Raw genomic sequence first — 15,779 nt, 5'->3', positions numbered from 1 at the left:
TTCTGAAGGTTACTTGAAAGAGAGGTTCACCTTGGGAACTTCGCGGTCGGCATGCTCGCTGATCTCCCAAAGTGTGGCGGGAGCGGCCTTGGCCAGCCCGGCGAACAGGATATTGGGGAACTGCTGCTGTGCCACGTTGTAGCAGGTGGCGGTATCGTTGTAGGCCTGGCGGGCGAAGCCCACCCTGTTCTCGGTGGAGGTGAGTTCCTCCTGGAACTGGGCGACGTTTCCGGTTGCCTTCAGTTCCGGGTAGGCTTCGAAGATCGCGGAAAAGCGGGACAGGGCGGCGTTGAGGGCCCCCTCGGCTGCGGCGATCTCGGCGACGTTGCCGGGACCTGCGCCGGTGCAGACGCTGACGGCTTTGTTGCGGGCGGCGAGGACCGCCTCGAGTGTCTTGCGCTCGAACTGCATGTTGCCGCGGACTGCCTCCACCAGGTTGGGTATAAGGTCGTGCCGTCTTTTGAGCTGCACGTCGATCTGCTTCCAGCTGTTATTGGTCTGTTCCTTCAGGTTGATGAGGCTGTTGTACGAAGAAACGGCAACGAAGATGGCGATAACGGAGATGAGGCTGATGATGATCGCAGTGATCATCAAGGTATCCCTCCAAGGGTATGCTCATAAGTCCGGACAAATTAGCGGAGACTATATACTTGTTCCGCAATGAAGTCAATGGCCTGGACTCACCTTGTTGCGGGATGATAACTGGGGCGGAAAAACGCTCGAAAGAATGGGATTCCTGATCAAACGTCGCATTAACCTTTCACACCTTTGGGTGACCTTCATCCACTTTTTCTTCGCCCTTGATACGTTGCCGGCGGATGTTGGCGCGAAGGTGCGATGGTTTGAAAAGTGAGGCGTTCACCTTCATCAATGCGATTGAACATTTGAAAAGGTTCGCTGAAAGTTTGGCAAACTTTTCCTCAACCTTGACCACTCAACTGCCAGTCGCGATGAATCCCAATGATATCGGTCTCCTGCAGCGCGCATTTTGGGTAGGAGTTTGCGAAGCAAGCCGAGAAGTTTGATGACAAGTCTGCGGCGCTTAAAACAAGCATGTCTTCGGTCAGATGAAGGACCCGCCGATATGTTCAGCGGACCAGACTCCATAGCGCGAATTGCCCACCCTTTTGCCACTCCGGTGTTTTTAGCGTCAGGATGTCACGAGGGTGGGCCAGCCATCCCTGGATGGCGACAATAAATTTGAGACTTGCAATTAAAAAAGGTTAAATTATAATCTCCTCGAGACGTGATCACAGCAGCCTAGGAGGAAACATGCTAACCGTGCTAGCACCTGACTTTGGCTCTACCGCCCGGGAGACGGTAGAAATGGGCAGGACCATCAAGGTCATGCTGCTAAACCATGATCACCCCAACTTAAAGCCTTGGCCCACGTGGCTGAGGTCCCCGGAAGGTTTGGGCGAGGACGCGGACTTTTTAGATGCGGCCATAGCCCGAGCTCAAAACCATGACGTGTCGATGGTGAAGGAGAGAGACGAGTTTCATGAACTCTTGAAGAAGCGGTTGGCGAGGATCGGTCAATATGTTGAAGTTGCCGTCGAAGGCGACAGGGACGCACTGAAGAGGGCGGGGTTCAACGTTCGGCCGATACAAGTTAAAAAAAGCTTTTCGGGTCCTCCGCCCGCCCCGGAATTCTCAGTTACCCATGGGAAGGAGTCCGGCACCTTCTCAGCCAAGATCACCAGGTATCCGGGCGCCAAGAGCTACCGGGTTCAGATCACGGATCAGGATCCGTCCACCAATCCCACTTGGCTCGATGTTGATGACTTTCCCCTTGCCTCGAAGATCCTTGTTTCCGGAAGGGAGCCCGGCAAGCTGTATTGGCTCCGTGCCAGCATCTTCTCCTCCGCTGGTCGCGGCCCTTGGTGCCTTCCTGTCAGCATCAGGTCTCTCTAAGATAGCATTCTGAGAACCATTTCTGTGCCCCCGTCCGTCTTTCGGACGGGGGCGTCTTCGTCTCAGTTGGGCGGAGTTCCACCCTGCATCGCCAGGGAGCCTGGGGTCAGGTCTTTATTCTTGAATCTCGGCCCTCGTCAATATAAGAAAATCAAGAAACAAGACCTGCCCCCCAGGCCCGTGACCCCCAGGCCCGGTGGGGTGAATAAGCACCGATTAAGAGGTTCGCTTGGCAAACCAAGCGTGAATCAAACCAGCTTGAAAGAATTGTACCGGAGGGCCGAAGCCTCCTGATGAAATAATGGAAACAACAGATGCTGGCGACAAAACTGCTACGTCTTTTGCATATGTAGCTCTCATTCGACTTAGCCCTTCATCTGACGCATCTGATGGTGCCATGGCACTGTGCCAGACTCGAAGGAGTGCGTCATAACTTTCTGCCGCTATTTCAGCTGACAAGTCGGCATTCACCAAAACTCCTTCCGGCTTGAGCCGTTCAGCGATTTGTAGGAAGAATTCTGAGCGAGCTTTCTCCTCTAAGATGAACTGAGATACAAGAAAGCATGTTGCTGCATCATGCTTCTTTCCGGCTGGAAGCGAATCAAGATATCCTTCATGGAAATGGCATCGAGAGGCTATCCCCGCTTTTTCTGCTTCACGACGACAAACGTCTAGCATTGCACTGGAAGGCTCTACCGCTGTAAATTGCCATCCATGAAATTTATTGGCCAAGTGAAGTAACTCCTTCCCCGTACCAACACCGACGCAAAGAACTCTAGCCTTGGCCGGCAATCCGGCAAATACAGACTCCAGAAGAAAATATAGTCCATTGTAAATTGGTGCCATTCTTGTCCATTGCTTATTGTAGCTTGAGGCCTGTTGATCAAATACTGCTTTAAGCTCATCGTTGTTCATTTTTTTCTTGTCACCTTGTTTATTGAACTAGTAATTGACCGGTTAGGGAAGTTTCCTATACAGGGCCGGAAGGGACGTGCTTAAGTTCCGTAAGTTACGTCCACCCCACGGAACAAGGGGGCACGTATAAGTCCCCTTTAGTTACGTCGCCTTTAGTTACTTGATTTCCTCTATTTCGACCAGAACTTCACGCTGGTATCTTTAATTTTACGCTTATCGGCTTCCTCAGCCGTTAGCTCTTTGATGTTCAGATTATCATTGATGCATTCGATGCGGTAATCTTTACCATCTTTTGTCACGCCTCTACCTATTTCCCACACCACTTTGCTTTTTCCGATTCCCGAGTCCAACTGTTTCTGAACGCTCTGTACTATCGGTGCATTTGATCCCCACTTGTTATTTTCCTTCACCCAAAGAACCGCCTTGGAGCAGGGCATCTCGTTGTTTGCGCTCGCTTCGTACGATGTAGTCAAATTAGGGGCTTTAACCGAGTCAGTGGCGGACACTCGCAAAGTGCCATCCGGCTTCAAGGGAACGAACCCCACATCTCGAAGCCGGCTTAAAATCCTGTCTATGAAAACGTCAGCCGTCTTGTCATTGATGATCGCGTAGCTTGATTCGCTATAGGTAATCGAACCGCGCCATACGACTTTTCCCTGCAAATGATCATAAATATGTGCCGCCATATCGATGTTGGTGTTGCCGTCCCGTTTCCTGATATTGGCGTTGCTGGGGGTAATGGTGAGGAGGTAGGGGAACTCTTTCAACTGCATGGGGGACAAGGTTTTCGGTACGCCTGACGATTCGTCCACATTGAGGTAGGCCTTTGCTTTAATACCGTTTTGTGTGAATACCTCAGGAATCCTTTTATGGACAACCGCAAATACCTTTCTCGTGGTGCTGTTTAAAGTGTTGATGTAAGGCTGTTCACTCTTGTCTATTGCCCTGAAGTTCTTGCTCTCAAGGACAACTACTATTTCTCGAATAGGTCCGGCAATATTTGCGGTCTTTTGTCCAATTACTCTCGTGTTAGAGCAGCCGGACATAAAAACAAAAAACAAAACCAGTAAAATGCAGATCTTGGACACTTCATCTCCCCGTTTTAGTTTTTTCTCTTGTTTCGGTTTCGTATTCAATATTGTGACTGGCGGGTTAATAAGCCCCTATCCAGGACGCCGGTCGCTTATAAGTAACTTGTTCCCTATACAAGCAGTGTGGGGAAGAGGGCTTGCCCTCATTCTTATTTGGTGTTCATCCGCGTACCCCCATCTCCGCGTTGGGGAGTAGGGGGACGTTGCTGAGATTTTGACTTTCTGTCTCTGTTGCTCCTGTAAATCTCAATATCTCAGCAATCTCCCCCCGAGACAAGCACGTCCCCTTTAGTTATGAGTCGCGGAGACCTGGTCCACCCGCTTGGTTGGCAACTCGTCATCGCCAACTACTTACACAACTTACCACTGTCCCCACTGTCCCAATCTGGTTTTCCATCTTTGTTCCTTGCTTGGTACTTGCCGATCACATAATCAAGATTCCCACCTCCGATACTACACGCAAAGTCGTAAGCTGTCTCAAGGAACCGGCGGCCTCCATTTATGTCGATGAACAGTTTCCTGACTGTAATGTCTATTGGAACTTGATAGTCGTCGTCCTGATATCTGATGAAAGCGACGCATTTCGTGTACTCTTCGCTACTTGTCCTTACTGCGTCTGAGGCCAACACTTCGAGATTTAGTAACCCTCGTTGGCTAAAAAGTTCAGGATCCCACTTGGATATAAAATATAGAATGTCATTGATGTGGTAATAGAGGTCTGCTCCCCGCATGCGGTAAATGGCATCGACTCCTTTGCTTCCTAGGATCATTGCGTCTCGCCATTCATCTCTGGATTCGTCATGAAAATCCTTGCCGTCGCATTCAAAACCAATTTTCACGCCTGATGCTTCAGCCATAAAATCAATACGAAAAGTGCCGCATATGGTCTTTACTTCATATTGAGGAACAAGACTAATAGTAGGGTCTAGATATTTTGTGATGTGGTATGCTAAATCATCTTCAAGTGGGCTGTCATATGGTGGGTTATATATAGGCTTTTGGGAACGCATGATTAATTATTCTCCCCAATTTGGAGTCAATATCCTTAACTAAGCATTATTTTTGCCGGTCAACGGGGTGTCGGGTTGACCCGCGACGGGGTGCTGCTCAGCCCAAGGGCGGTGTCCAACCGACTAGTCGGGAGTAGGGAGCACTGGGGCCAGGATCGGCATTAGGACGTTCCAGTCCGCTCAAATGTCCAAAAGCCTAGTCTGACCCCGCCCGACTCGGGACTGTCATCAGTAACTCAAGGAACTCAAGCACGTCCCCTTCAGCCCCGTAGACGCTTAACCTACGTTGTTGGCACACCTCGCAACTGTTCTTCCCAACCGAACTTGCTGCTGTCGCTGATGTATCCCTTCCGCTGTCATCCCGAGAGCCTGAGGGGGCAGGTCTTGTCTTTGAATATGCCAGCAATGTCAAGGTTCAAGACCTGACCCTCCTGCTCAACCCCTTCAGCCCAACTTACCACCGTCCCCTTAGCTTGTCTTTTTTATCACATCAAAAAGTGTGTTGCCGCTTCGAGGTCTCGTGTTTTATGTCATTGATAATAAATTGGTAATATTCTGAGATAGTCTTTTCTGAATTGTATTTGATGGTTTGAGGATGCCATGTCCGGTAACAGACGGCTCCACTACTCCTAAATTTCCATAGCGCCTTCTTTTCAATTACCTTTATCGTATCGCAATTAGGTATAAACTTTTTTAATACACTGTCGTAGGTGTGGCTTGTGGCGAAAATGATAAAATCTGGCTTCAATAATTCTAGTTCGTTGACAAAAAGTTTTTTTGAAAAATTTAGTAAGTGTTGAGAATGATCTTTAGAATTTCTTGAATATGCTTTGCCATCTTGTTTGAAGTCCATTTTCATCAGATTGTTACAAAGAAGAGAACCTCTTACATTGCCGCATAACTCTTTACGAATTTTTTTATACTCTACAAAAAATCTATTATTCCACCTTGGTTCCTGTGTAATTTCATGATCGTACCGTTGCAGCATTTTTTCAACGCCATGCAGATCTGCTATAAAATCATTAAAGGTGTTACGTCCACCCCACCCGTTTGTCTCTTTGCCAACATACATGATTTTTAAATCTGCGGCTAAGTAGGTGTCAGGCACACTTACTAGAAATGGGGAGGATAGCTCGTGCATCTGGGCTTCTGAAAAAGGATTGTCTTTGCGAAGAGCAGCAATTTCAGTAAAGTAAAAGGATGCTAAAGCTTCTTTCACCCGATCATACATTTTGATCTCCGTAAACGCGGCCAACGGTGTGGGGACCACCTGCCCATTAGCGCTTGTGTGACACCGCCTGATTATGTGTCGCTCTTTAGGTCGTACAACTCCTAATGTAACCTCTTAAGACTAGCTGAGACATCAGACTCAGTAGTGAATGGATTTTATCTTCTCCTGCCGATCGTTTATAGAAACTCAATTACTCAATGGAGACGTTAGTAATTCCGAATGGGATATGAACAGATGGTAGTACACTAGCCGCTGGTTCCAAATGTAATTTTTGATCATCAAAAAAGATATGTGGGTCTAACACTTCTAATACCTTCTTTTTCTCGATGCCTCCAAGGAAAAAAGCCTCATCGACGTTTATATTCCAAGTTCTCATTGTGTTGATAACCCGTTCATGAGATGGGGCGCTTCGTGCGGTTACAATAGAGATACGGAGTTTAGGGACATATGATACGTCTGTTGAAGCTCTCTCCTCTTCCATTTGTTGTATCACTGAAATTTTTTCTAGAAATACTTTCAAAGGCCCAGGATTATGCGCAATATGGGCCTTGTCTGTTTCATGTTGGTGAAATTCGTTAAGGTCATGTGTTTTTTGGTACACGGCCTCTGCTTCGTCATCAGCCAAAACACCATCGAAGTCGAAAGCTATCCGAAGTTCTTTATCTTCAACGTTATCGACTATTCTTGAATCGAGGACTTGGCCAGCTGGATAGCCAGCAAGTATTGCTTGTCTAACATCGAGTTCATTAGCTGAAAGGAAAAGGCTTATATTTAAAGCAGGAATATATTTATGCGGGCTCCTCCCTTGGAGAAAAACAGCCCTTGTCATACCCAGTTCATAATGCGCTATGGAGTTCATGACTCTTAGACCTGTGTCTGGACTGTTTCTAGACATCAGCACAACCTCTATGGGGGGATTGACGAGGTCTAGCTCATTCAAAGAAAGCAGACGCTTGATAAAGGGGAAAGCCACCCCCTGCTTTAACGGAACCCCCTGATTTTCTCTTTGAAATTTCCTATAGCTTTCAGGCCCCTCTGTGCGATAAATGGTGTCGGACTCGCTGAGGTCAAAAAGCGCGCTAGATGCCAACCCAATTACTAATCTGTGTTCCAGATCGTAAGGCATAATTACTCCTTATTTTTCTAAAATTGAGGCAAAGGGAGGGGGGGAATCCTTTTTCTGGCAACCCAAGACAGATATTGGCTTGAGCCCCAATCGCAAAGCTAACTGTTTGGGGCCGGGCAATGAGGAGGGCATTCTTCAGAGTTTGGCTGTAGCTGCGTCTTTGCAAATCTCAACCTCCCCTATGTTCTTACCTGGCGTTCATCTTGCTCACTCCCATCTCCGCGTTGTGTGCTTTTGCCTTGGCTTGATACTGGGCGAACTGGGGGACGGCTATCGCGGCGAGGATGCCGATGATGGCTACGGTGACGAGGACGCCGCCGGCTGATCCGCCTACTCCCATGCGCGGCATGAAGAGGGCGAAGAACCAGGCGAAAAGGCTGCGCTGCGGGGGGGCTGCGAACGGGTTGTCGACTCGGGCGGCTCGCTTGACGAGCCAGGGGTAGTCGGAGATGAGCTCGTGCAACGACATCCAGAAACCGCTGCTTTGCTCGATCTGATTCAGGTAGGCTTCCACGTTGACTTCGGACCAGAGCTTTTCGCCGGCGGACAACGCGATCAGTCCTTTGAGGGCGCTCTCGGTGCTGTCGCAACAGGCTCTGCCGTACTGGTCGCAGGTGTACTCGCGGGCACGGGAGTAGGCGGCTCCTATCAGCGGGAATAGGCTTGCGGGCCAGAGGAAGGGTGCCCACTGCAGGTGACTCTGTTTGATGTGTCCGAGTTCGTGCCCGATGTAGAAGTTGATCGCTTCGGGACGGTCGGACATGGCGTTGATGACGTTCGTGTAGAGCACGACGAAGTTCCTGCCCAAAAACCTCGTGGCGAAGGCGTTCAGAAAGCCACTGCCGTTGATCAGGTAGGCGTCGGGAGGGTCACTCAGGCCGAGCGTCTTGCAGCAGGTGAGATGCCGGTTGTAAAGGTCGGGGAACTGGGTGGGGGAGAGCTTGATGCCGTTGCCCTTGAGGTGGGCGATGAGTGCGGATTGACCGATCAGGAGGGCGATGCCCAAAGCGGGCAGCATGAACGCGAAAACGCCTTTGGTCGCGAAGAGCAGCCCCAGCCAGTAAATCGTTGCCACCACGGCATGGATCGTAAAGAGGCGCTCCTCCCGGTGGTAGATGATGGGGCCCAGGTTGACGTTGGGGATGCTGCCGGACGCTTTCTTCGAGGATCCGCTTGGGCCGGACGTCCATTTGTCATAGACCACGTGACACTTGGGACATGACGCCGCATCGAAGATGGCATCGGACTCCTGCCTCTGGTAGCCGCACTTGGGACAGTCTCGAGTCGTCTGCACTTTCGTCGTCGATGCTGCGACGGCGGGTGGCGCCACCTCGTCCGTGATCGGCTCTGTCAACGGCAGAGTCGCCGCATCCCTTGAGAAAATGAAGCTGGTTTTGCATCTGGGACAACTGGTGACCGTCGCATCGGGCGGGCATTTGTCGAAGGGGACGGATTTACTCAATCCGCACGAGGGGCACGTTACGGCGACTGGACGAGAATTCATTCCAATAACCCTTTCTTGTACTGGAGTAGACAAAGAAAAAGCCCTTGGTAGTACCAAAGGCCTTCTTCATGGAGGTAGGGTAATGGCGGAAGCACATGGGAATCGAAGAAGTTCGCTTCGCTCAGACCCACCTACAGGGAAATAATCTCACCATTATCACCGGTTACAACCAGCATAACCACCAGATCGTCTAACAGGCTTAAGCCTTGGATCGTTCTCTTGTGTTCCCTTTTGCTGTTTTTTTGTGTAGCAAACTGTGTAGCAAAATAGCAGGGGAGGCGGGGGAAGTCTATTGTTTTAATGTACCACTCAGCTACTTCAGCCTTTGAGCTGATTGCTGGGCCATAGGGCAAGGCTGTGATTGCAGTCCTGAAGGGCTCTACCTTAAACATTACTAAACTCTTGTTTGGATAATGCATTTTATGTTATGGATGACGTTGCTTAACTTTATCTGCAAAGCTTCCTAACATGGGTAATGCTAATGTCTTCTAGATTCTCAAAGTTGCAAATAAATGCCATTGTACGGGCAGAAAAATACGTCAACAACCTTCGCTTTAACTGTCTTTATCCGGGCTGCGCAGAAAAAGCTATCAGTTCCCACTCCCAACAAAAGGAAAGGCAATTACGGTCAATCGCAGTTGACGGACACGTATATACCCTCGCGCCTAGTGTCACACAAGTTTTTAAGATGAAGGCAGCAAACGATCAACTACAAGTTAAACGAGTCGGTATAACAAATGCTTCCACCTTCTATGGATTCTGCCGAAAGCACGATAATGAACTATTCAAGCCAATCGAATCCGATGAAGTAAACCCAGATAACAAGCAACATCTAACTTTACTATTCTTCCGTGCACTTTCTTATGAGTATTGCATGAAGAGAAAAGTTCATCTACTTCTTAGGAAAAGACGGGAGCTTATTTCTCAAAATGGTCAACGACTGGTCCCGTCTGAAATGGAACTTGGCTTCGAGGCATGGACCTCTAAAAAATGGCCGGTTCTGTTTAGCCAGATTCTTTCTGCTTTACAACAGGATCATGACGGCGGTGTGAGGTCGGTGGTCCACCAAATCGGACGCAACATTGGTGTGTCATGCTGTGGAGTTAGCGGTGTAAGAGGTGAAACACTGTCCGACATAATGAATACCCAAGATTTGCGCTCAATGCCACCACTGTATGCTTTCAACATAGTGCCTTACACTGACAAAACATTTGTTATTGTAACAAGCTTCGCTGAACATTCTATAGAGGTCAGTCATCACTTCGGGGATGTTGAGAACATGAATCAACTTGAAAGTTTGGTGAATACACTCGCCTTCTACAACTGTGAGGACCCATGTATAAGTCCTGCTCTGTGGGAGACCTTGAGTATGGAGGAGAAGGAGTTTGTCCAATTGTCAATTAGGCATCCTAGTTATCGTAGCAGTAACTTGGTCCCGAGGATTATTAAGCTTTAGCTGTAAGCAGTTCTTTATTTAGAAGCTATCAGGCACAGTCCATAAGCAGGAGCATTGGGATAGTCTTCATTCCTTACATTACGTGAGTATGGAGTTATATGAGCAATCAGGACCTTACGGCAAGATACTTCATTGCAGAGACAGCAGTCTGGTTGCTAGGGGCAATCCTTTTAATCTCCCGCTTCTTCGGCCTTGCAGCATCCCAGCCTTTGCCATTGCTTAACGTAACGTTGGAGAAGCATCAGGATTTCTTCAGAGTTGTTGCAATACTTCTCTTCGCTGCAACATTCTATCTTCTCCTGGAATGGAAGCTATCTTCCCAAGAAGCACGTCGCCCCTACGTGACTCAAATGCGGGTCGTGGCGACCACACTCTTTTCATGTATATCGTTGTGGTTTTCGTACGATGTTATCTTTGCTAAGACTGTCTTCGCAGGAACATCACCCGCCTGGTTTCTTGGCTTCGCGATAATTGGCTCTCTTTTAGGCGGAATAGTCTCCACATTAGTGCTAGCTTCACTCATGATTCGCACACCCACTGAAGCTAAAGCTATTAAACTTCCCCGTGTACCTGTAGCGACTCGCGCTCAATACATGGGGTTGATTCCACTAGCTTCACTTCTGCTCATTGCGTACTACGTGCTTTGCTATACCTCCCCAGATGGTGTTAACGGAGTAGGTTTGTTTTTAGTTGTTGTCCCCTTCTCTTCCATTATCATTGTTGACTTCGCCTCATTATGTTTGAAGCAAGATGAAGATGGAGAACGTCTTCCCTACGCAAAGCGTATAGCTTCGCTCAAAAGGGCTTTTGACTCGCACGACTACTCTTACTTTCTAAACAATCATGCTAGCGAGCTTGCAGAGAAACATGGCATCCCAACAACGGCGCCCCCTGAGGCAATACAGTCGGCTATGCAGAAGGAGTTCTCCGTCGAATTCCCTTCTGCTTCCATGCGCTTCCATGCACAAACACTAGAGGAGTTTCAGCTTGAGTTGTATTCTAAGGACGGCAACGATGAAAATCTAGCACTGGAGAATCACGGGGTCAGAATACATAAGCATCAAGGCAAGAAGGGCAACCTTCGGGTACTTGTTATTCCTGACGAGCAAGGAGAGGAACCAACACAAATAGAAGTTCCGACGGCTCTTGTTGAAGCCCACGCTGAAAAGTACCAGTTGATTCACCCTATGGATGCTGAGGTGCCGTTCCAGAAGGTCATGTCTTATGCTATTAACCAAGCCGTGATACAGACTATGTGTAAAGAACAGCCATCATTGCTTGCAAGGGCAGCTATGTCAGGTGAAGAGGACTTGGTAAAGGAACTACTAAGTCAGAACGTTGATGTTAATGAGCAAGCAGCTATCGGTTGGACAGCCCTATTATCAGCTGCGGCACAGGGGTATCCGAAGATAGTGGAATCTTTGCTGGTTGCTGGGGCAAACCCAGACTTATGCAACTTGGCAGGCAACACACCTCTACTTTATGGCGCACGTTATAATAACATAGAGGTTTGTCGTCTCCTTCTTGAATACGGAGCCAACCCTGACATTCAAGATAAAGGCGGGATGACTGCACTGATGAAAGCAACTAGGTTTGGATTTCAAGACATTGCAGAGTTATTGTTGAAGGAAGGAGCTAGTACTGACATCAAAGAGTGCAATGGTAAGACTGCCTTGGACTTCGCGCACAAGTTTAAACAAGGAAAGATTGCAAAGATGATACGTCAAGCTGCTAAGCAGAGAAATAAACCTTAAAGCCTTGTTTCCTGTCCCTGCTCCCGCTACTCACCAAGGGGCGGGGCTTGGTTTTCACGGGTCGGACAGGGTACTCAATCTCCTTAAAGAGAAATACTTATAGGAATCTGATTACCTTTGGTAAAGCTCTCCACAAGCTCTCGTAAATAGCTGGTATCACAGAAAAAATACTGCCCATTGCTGCGTTTCTCGATAGAAATGCTGCGATCCTGTAGTGTGTCGGTGAAGTCAACATTTTCAATGATGTCCCTTTTGAAGTTGGATTTCGTCATTCCGAGATGTCTCCCTACATCTGCACCGCGTACCTGCTGCATACCGCTACGGATCATCTCCGTTATGTACTCAAAGGCAACCTGTCTCGGCCCCTTGAGAGCATTAGGAGTTGTCACCCACCGCTTTACTGTACACTGCGGGAAGATACGAGCTATCTCTTTGTCAGACAGAACTCCTTTAGGAGCTATCAGCCACAACCTAGCTTCTGGACAGCCAGCGCCTTTCGACTTTCGGGGAGTTGTCCGACACCCAGCTTGAAGAAGATGATGTGCATGCTCTCCATGTCGGAGGTGGTTCGATGTTTCCGGTGGCAAGGCACCATCGCTAGTCTTTAGCCCTGCTGCGGCCCTTGCAAGAGCTTCATAGTCTTCTGACCGGTAACTCATTATCCCGGTGATGATCATGTTAGGAATGTCCTTATACTCGTTGGTAGCGGTATGTAGACCGTAATGTGTGAACTTCACCCGCTCAGGTCGCGTCACCTTCTCAATGATGTCGGCTTCAAGCTCGGGGTTACTAAGGAAGCGCAGCACAAGGAACTGCTCGTTGGGCCGCGAGTTGATTACTTTCACTATCTCCGTTACATACACCTTATTACCATTTGCTTGATAAGCTGACTTCCCGCTGCGTTGACGCCAGACGTGTACAGTTAGGTTGCTGTAGTCCTTAGCCGCTGACTTCAGCCGAACTAGGTTCTTCCTGTACTTTTGTTGAAGATCGTAAGTTCCTCGCACCTCACCGGAAGCATCTGTTACGAGACAAGGAAGAAAGTCCTCCGGCAAAGTATCATCACAGTCAATGGCAACGTGTCCGCGCTCAGTTGCCTTCACCGTTAGTTCTCGTCCAAGTATCTGTAAAAACACATTGGCTACATCTCTTGCTTCTACGGAACCCCACTTACAGGCGGTTAAGACCCTTTTAGCGCCTTCCTCAAGGTCCCGCATGTAATAGACATCACCGTTTGCACAGCTCAAAAGCTCTTGGGTGATTTCCTCAATAACGCGAGCTACCCCCGGAGAGGTGTCGGACAGTTCATCAGGAACCTTGGCGAGTTTACGAACAGCCAGCTTTAGCCCTACCCCCATCGTCATACTTTCGTCGATAATCCGGATTGTCCTAGGCTTGTCCCGGAAGTACAGCCTGGACATGTCGCTGAACTTTTGCCCTAGCTGTCCTAACCTCGTAATCTGTTGCTTCGTTGTTAGCAGTACAAGAGCCTCATTGATTCGGGTGCTACCTAGCCCCATTTCGTTCAGCTCTCGGTTACTGCTGTGGTTTGCAACCTTTACAGCGAACAGGTGCCTAGGGAGGTTCATGTCCTTAACCATCCGCACGATCTCCTCATGTCTATCAAAGCACATGATTACCCCCTGCTCTCGGTACATCTCCCGGCATTGAATATAAGACTGTACGGATGTGGTTACTGCGGTGGACTTGCCGATTCCAGGGTGCAACGAGGATAAGTACATCTTCTGTTCAAGTTTCCCTTCCGCCATAAGGGTCAGTGTGTGTGGTATGTCATGGAGTGCCGCAAGTTGTTCAAGTGAGGGTGTATGGCCTATCTCCTTGAACCTGTCCTTCAGTAGCTGAAATGCGCGCTGCGTCAGGTTTGAGTACATCCTACAGCACCCCCTTTGCTGCTCGTTTCGCTTTAATGATGTCTTGCCCTATGGCTTGCGGTGACATCACTTCAAGTTGCTCAAGATGTGCCCTAAGAGCACGACGCACGATAACGGAGTTGCTGAAATCTTGTCCGTGTTTGTGGTACGCCTGCTTGCACCCGCAAAGAGCTGCATAGGTGAGAGGGTCGAGGTTAAGGTGATACTGGCTGCCGGAACGCTTCTGAGTCTGCTGCTGATTCATTTGTATTGCTCCTTGTGGTGTAGTCCGTTGGTGTATTGGCTCGGACGAGGTGTGTGGTTGTCGGCTATGTCACGAAAAACAGATACGCGGGTGAAGGCGAGGTATCCTTCCTCCATGTGGCGGAATGAGTCGGCCTGAGGTGAGTTCTGCTGAAACAACAAAAGGCACCTTTGCGGGGTGCCCTTGATGTCCGTTATGAGGTTTTAGATTCGCCGGGAGGGAGTGCGGGAGGTGTTTTTCTATAAGTGGAACTAAATGCTGGTGGGTAGCGTCGCGGTGGCTCTTGCATCCTTGGCAATACGGTACACTGACGCAATCCCGATGCCTAGGCGTTCTGCTGTAGCCTCCTTGGTCAGCCCTTCACCTAGGAGTTGCATGACATCTGCGGCCTTTTCCCGTGCTGTAGGCTTCCGGCCCTTGTAGGCTCCGGCATCCTTCGCAAGCTGGATACCTTCACGCTGACGCTCAAGCATCATCTCCCGTTCAAACTGGCCGATTGCGCCGAGCATTGACAGCATGAGCTTTCCTGTCGGTGAACTGGTATCAAGGTTGATGTTTAGCACCTTGAACGTAACCCTCTTTGCTTCGAGGGTATCAACAATGTCCAACAGGTGCTTAGTGCTCCGAGCCACACGATCTAACTTGCAGACAGTGACGGTATCACCCTCGCGGACGTAATCAAGCATAGCTGCCAACTCAGGGCGATCTTGCTTAACTCCTGAAGCCTTCTCTTTGTAAATCCGTTCACACCCTGCGGCGTTCAGTTGTGCTAACTGCGCCGTTAGGTCTTGGTCAAGTGTGCTCACTCGTGCGTATCCGATGATTGCCATAACTCCCCCCTCGTTTACTATCACTAGGATCAAAGACACTGTGACAATAACCTATCAAAAGTCGATTGTCAACTCCTGTGATAGCCTAGGTGCCACCCCCTGCTAACTATCGCAAGGGCATGGCCTAAAGATAGGCAAGGGGGCCGTTGGACCTGTGGCTCTGTTGATACCGGTGTCTGTCGTTCTGTAAGTGCGACCGATCGTCGGGCTTGTTCTGTAAGAGCAACCTTTACTGTTTAAAAGTAAACGCGCGTGCGTGGCGGGGATCGGGATGGCTCCGGTAGGGTACTCACAGGCTCCGTCAAGTCGTGTCTTTCCAAGCTCAGCATGAGCCGGACCACTGGTATCGACCCGGACCTAAAGACCCGCTACAGGGCAACCTCGTTCGCTGCATCACTCTGTCATGCGCGTGACCGCTCCCGCTCTCGGTGCAGGCTTACATGGGGGAACCCGCGCGCGTTACTCAGTCAGAACACCCTCACGTAGTAGCAGGGTCATTTCAACATTGGTAATTCATGGCTTCCACCAAGTAGAGCGATCAGGTCAAACGCTTTGACTTACAACCTCTACTTTGCTATCAGTACGACACCCGAGCGTAAGTTAGACACTTTGGAGGTGGCACCAATGGAGCAGGTTTGGCATAGGACACATGCGGCAGTTAAAGCCAAAGAACCGGCATCAGTGATAGGAACTATGCTGTTCAAGACTATGCTGGATGCTGAGTATTCTGCTGATGACATACGGGGCATAGCAGATGTCATGACCTCCCTTGCGAAGCTTGAGGCCGAGCGGGAAGCTGGTACCTTGTGATG

General features: G+C 49.2%; 15 protein-coding genes. 4 read left to right on the top strand and 11 right to left on the bottom strand.

Annotation, left to right across the window (positions count from 1 at the left end):
- Positions 1–9 precede the first annotated feature (9 nt).
- On the bottom strand, positions 10–591 hold the full coding sequence (locus E4633_RS17105) for a LemA family protein (RefSeq protein ID WP_135871993.1): 582 nt from the start codon (positions 589–591) through the stop codon (positions 10–12).
- 681 nt (positions 592–1,272) lie between these two features.
- Here E4633_RS17105 and E4633_RS17100 point away from each other — a divergent pair.
- Positions 1,273–1,914, top strand: coding sequence for a hypothetical protein (locus tag E4633_RS17100; RefSeq protein WP_135871991.1), 642 nt, complete (start codon positions 1,273–1,275; stop codon positions 1,912–1,914).
- A 216-nt stretch (positions 1,915–2,130) separates the two neighbouring features.
- On the opposite strand, the gene E4633_RS17095 is transcribed toward E4633_RS17100, so the two are convergent.
- The 7 genes from E4633_RS17095 to E4633_RS17065 form a co-directional block, all read right to left on the bottom strand.
- Positions 2,131–2,829 (bottom strand): class I SAM-dependent methyltransferase, encoded by a 699-nt coding sequence (locus E4633_RS17095; RefSeq protein ID WP_135871990.1) that lies wholly within the window; start codon positions 2,827–2,829, stop codon positions 2,131–2,133.
- Between the two features lie 170 nt (positions 2,830–2,999).
- Positions 3,000–3,917: a hypothetical protein gene (locus E4633_RS17090; RefSeq protein ID WP_135871988.1), complete on the bottom strand. Its 918-nt coding sequence runs from the start codon at positions 3,915–3,917 to the stop codon at positions 3,000–3,002.
- Between the two features lie 350 nt (positions 3,918–4,267).
- The gene (locus E4633_RS17085; protein WP_135871986.1) at positions 4,268–4,930 is read right to left on the bottom strand and encodes a hypothetical protein; all 663 of its coding nucleotides are present in this window, start codon (positions 4,928–4,930) and stop codon (positions 4,268–4,270) included.
- A gap of 490 nt (positions 4,931–5,420) precedes the next feature.
- Entirely contained in the window at positions 5,421–6,161 is a 741-nt protein-coding gene (locus E4633_RS17080; RefSeq protein WP_135871984.1) for a hypothetical protein, read from the bottom strand.
- Positions 6,162–6,351: 190 nt separating this feature from the next.
- On the bottom strand, positions 6,352–7,287 hold the full coding sequence (locus E4633_RS17075; protein WP_135871982.1) for a 5'-nucleotidase: 936 nt from the start codon (positions 7,285–7,287) through the stop codon (positions 6,352–6,354).
- A gap of 187 nt (positions 7,288–7,474) precedes the next feature.
- A complete protein-coding gene (locus E4633_RS17070; protein ID WP_198419467.1) occupies positions 7,475–8,641 on the bottom strand; it encodes a M48 family metallopeptidase in 1,167 nt (388 codons plus the stop codon).
- Positions 8,642–8,922: 281 nt separating this feature from the next.
- A complete protein-coding gene (locus tag E4633_RS17065; protein WP_135871980.1) occupies positions 8,923–9,183 on the bottom strand; it encodes a hypothetical protein in 261 nt (86 codons plus the stop codon).
- Positions 9,184–9,272: 89 nt separating this feature from the next.
- On the opposite strand from E4633_RS17065, the gene E4633_RS17060 reads away from it, so the two are divergent.
- Both E4633_RS17060 and E4633_RS17055 read left to right on the top strand, forming a co-directional pair.
- Positions 9,273–10,247 carry a hypothetical protein gene (locus E4633_RS17060; RefSeq protein WP_135871978.1) on the top strand — a complete coding sequence of 325 codons (975 nt, stop codon included), beginning with the start codon at positions 9,273–9,275 and terminating at the stop codon, positions 10,245–10,247.
- A 98-nt stretch (positions 10,248–10,345) separates the two neighbouring features.
- Positions 10,346–12,001: an ankyrin repeat domain-containing protein gene (locus tag E4633_RS17055; RefSeq protein WP_135871976.1), complete on the top strand. Its 1,656-nt coding sequence runs from the start codon at positions 10,346–10,348 to the stop codon at positions 11,999–12,001.
- Between the two features lie 83 nt (positions 12,002–12,084).
- Here the strand turns inward: E4633_RS17055 and E4633_RS17050 are convergent, their stop codons facing one another.
- The 3 genes from E4633_RS17050 to E4633_RS17040 form a co-directional block, all read right to left on the bottom strand.
- A complete protein-coding gene (locus E4633_RS17050; RefSeq protein ID WP_135871974.1) occupies positions 12,085–13,893 on the bottom strand; it encodes a hypothetical protein in 1,809 nt (602 codons plus the stop codon).
- Between the two features lies 1 nt (position 13,894).
- A complete protein-coding gene (locus E4633_RS17045) occupies positions 13,895–14,137 on the bottom strand; it encodes a hypothetical protein (RefSeq protein WP_135871972.1) in 243 nt (80 codons plus the stop codon).
- Positions 14,138–14,388: 251 nt separating this feature from the next.
- Entirely contained in the window at positions 14,389–14,967 is a 579-nt protein-coding gene (locus E4633_RS17040; protein WP_135871970.1) for a recombinase family protein, read from the bottom strand.
- 624 nt (positions 14,968–15,591) lie between these two features.
- Here E4633_RS17040 and E4633_RS17035 point away from each other — a divergent pair.
- Complete coding sequence (locus tag E4633_RS17035; RefSeq protein WP_135871968.1) at positions 15,592–15,777, top strand: hypothetical protein; 186 nt, start codon at positions 15,592–15,594, stop codon at positions 15,775–15,777.
- Positions 15,778–15,779: the final 2 nt, after the last annotated feature.

This window comes from Geomonas terrae, assembly GCF_004791675.1.
Taxonomy (GTDB): Bacteria; Desulfobacterota; Desulfuromonadia; order Geobacterales; family Geobacteraceae; genus Geomonas; species Geomonas edaphica.
The sequence above is the reverse complement of the archived record's forward strand: the minus strand, read 5'-3'. Positions and strand labels throughout refer to the sequence as shown.

Bases quoted from the DNA above. Each gene is read 5' to 3' on its own strand.
- E4633_RS17105 (WP_135871993.1), bottom strand. From the start codon at position 591: ATGATCACTGCGATCATCATCAGCCTCATCTCCGTTATCGCCATCTTC.
- E4633_RS17100 (WP_135871991.1), top strand. From the start codon at position 1,273: ATGCTAACCGTGCTAGCACCTGACTTTGGCTCTACCGCCCGGGAGACG.
- E4633_RS17095 (WP_135871990.1), bottom strand. From the start codon at position 2,829: ATGAACAACGATGAGCTTAAAGCAGTATTTGATCAACAGGCCTCAAGC.
- E4633_RS17085 (WP_135871986.1), bottom strand. From the start codon at position 4,930: ATGCGTTCCCAAAAGCCTATATATAACCCACCATATGACAGCCCACTT.
- E4633_RS17080 (WP_135871984.1), bottom strand. From the start codon at position 6,161: ATGTATGATCGGGTGAAAGAAGCTTTAGCATCCTTTTACTTTACTGAA.
- E4633_RS17075 (WP_135871982.1), bottom strand. From the start codon at position 7,287: ATGCCTTACGATCTGGAACACAGATTAGTAATTGGGTTGGCATCTAGC.
- E4633_RS17065 (WP_135871980.1), bottom strand. From the start codon at position 9,183: ATGTTTAAGGTAGAGCCCTTCAGGACTGCAATCACAGCCTTGCCCTAT.
- E4633_RS17060 (WP_135871978.1), top strand. From the start codon at position 9,273: ATGTCTTCTAGATTCTCAAAGTTGCAAATAAATGCCATTGTACGGGCA.
- E4633_RS17055 (WP_135871976.1), top strand. From the start codon at position 10,346: ATGAGCAATCAGGACCTTACGGCAAGATACTTCATTGCAGAGACAGCA.
- E4633_RS17050 (WP_135871974.1), bottom strand. From the start codon at position 13,893: ATGTACTCAAACCTGACGCAGCGCGCATTTCAGCTACTGAAGGACAGG.
- E4633_RS17045 (WP_135871972.1), bottom strand. From the start codon at position 14,137: ATGAATCAGCAGCAGACTCAGAAGCGTTCCGGCAGCCAGTATCACCTT.
- E4633_RS17040 (WP_135871970.1), bottom strand. From the start codon at position 14,967: ATGGCAATCATCGGATACGCACGAGTGAGCACACTTGACCAAGACCTA.
- E4633_RS17035 (WP_135871968.1), top strand. From the start codon at position 15,592: ATGGAGCAGGTTTGGCATAGGACACATGCGGCAGTTAAAGCCAAAGAA.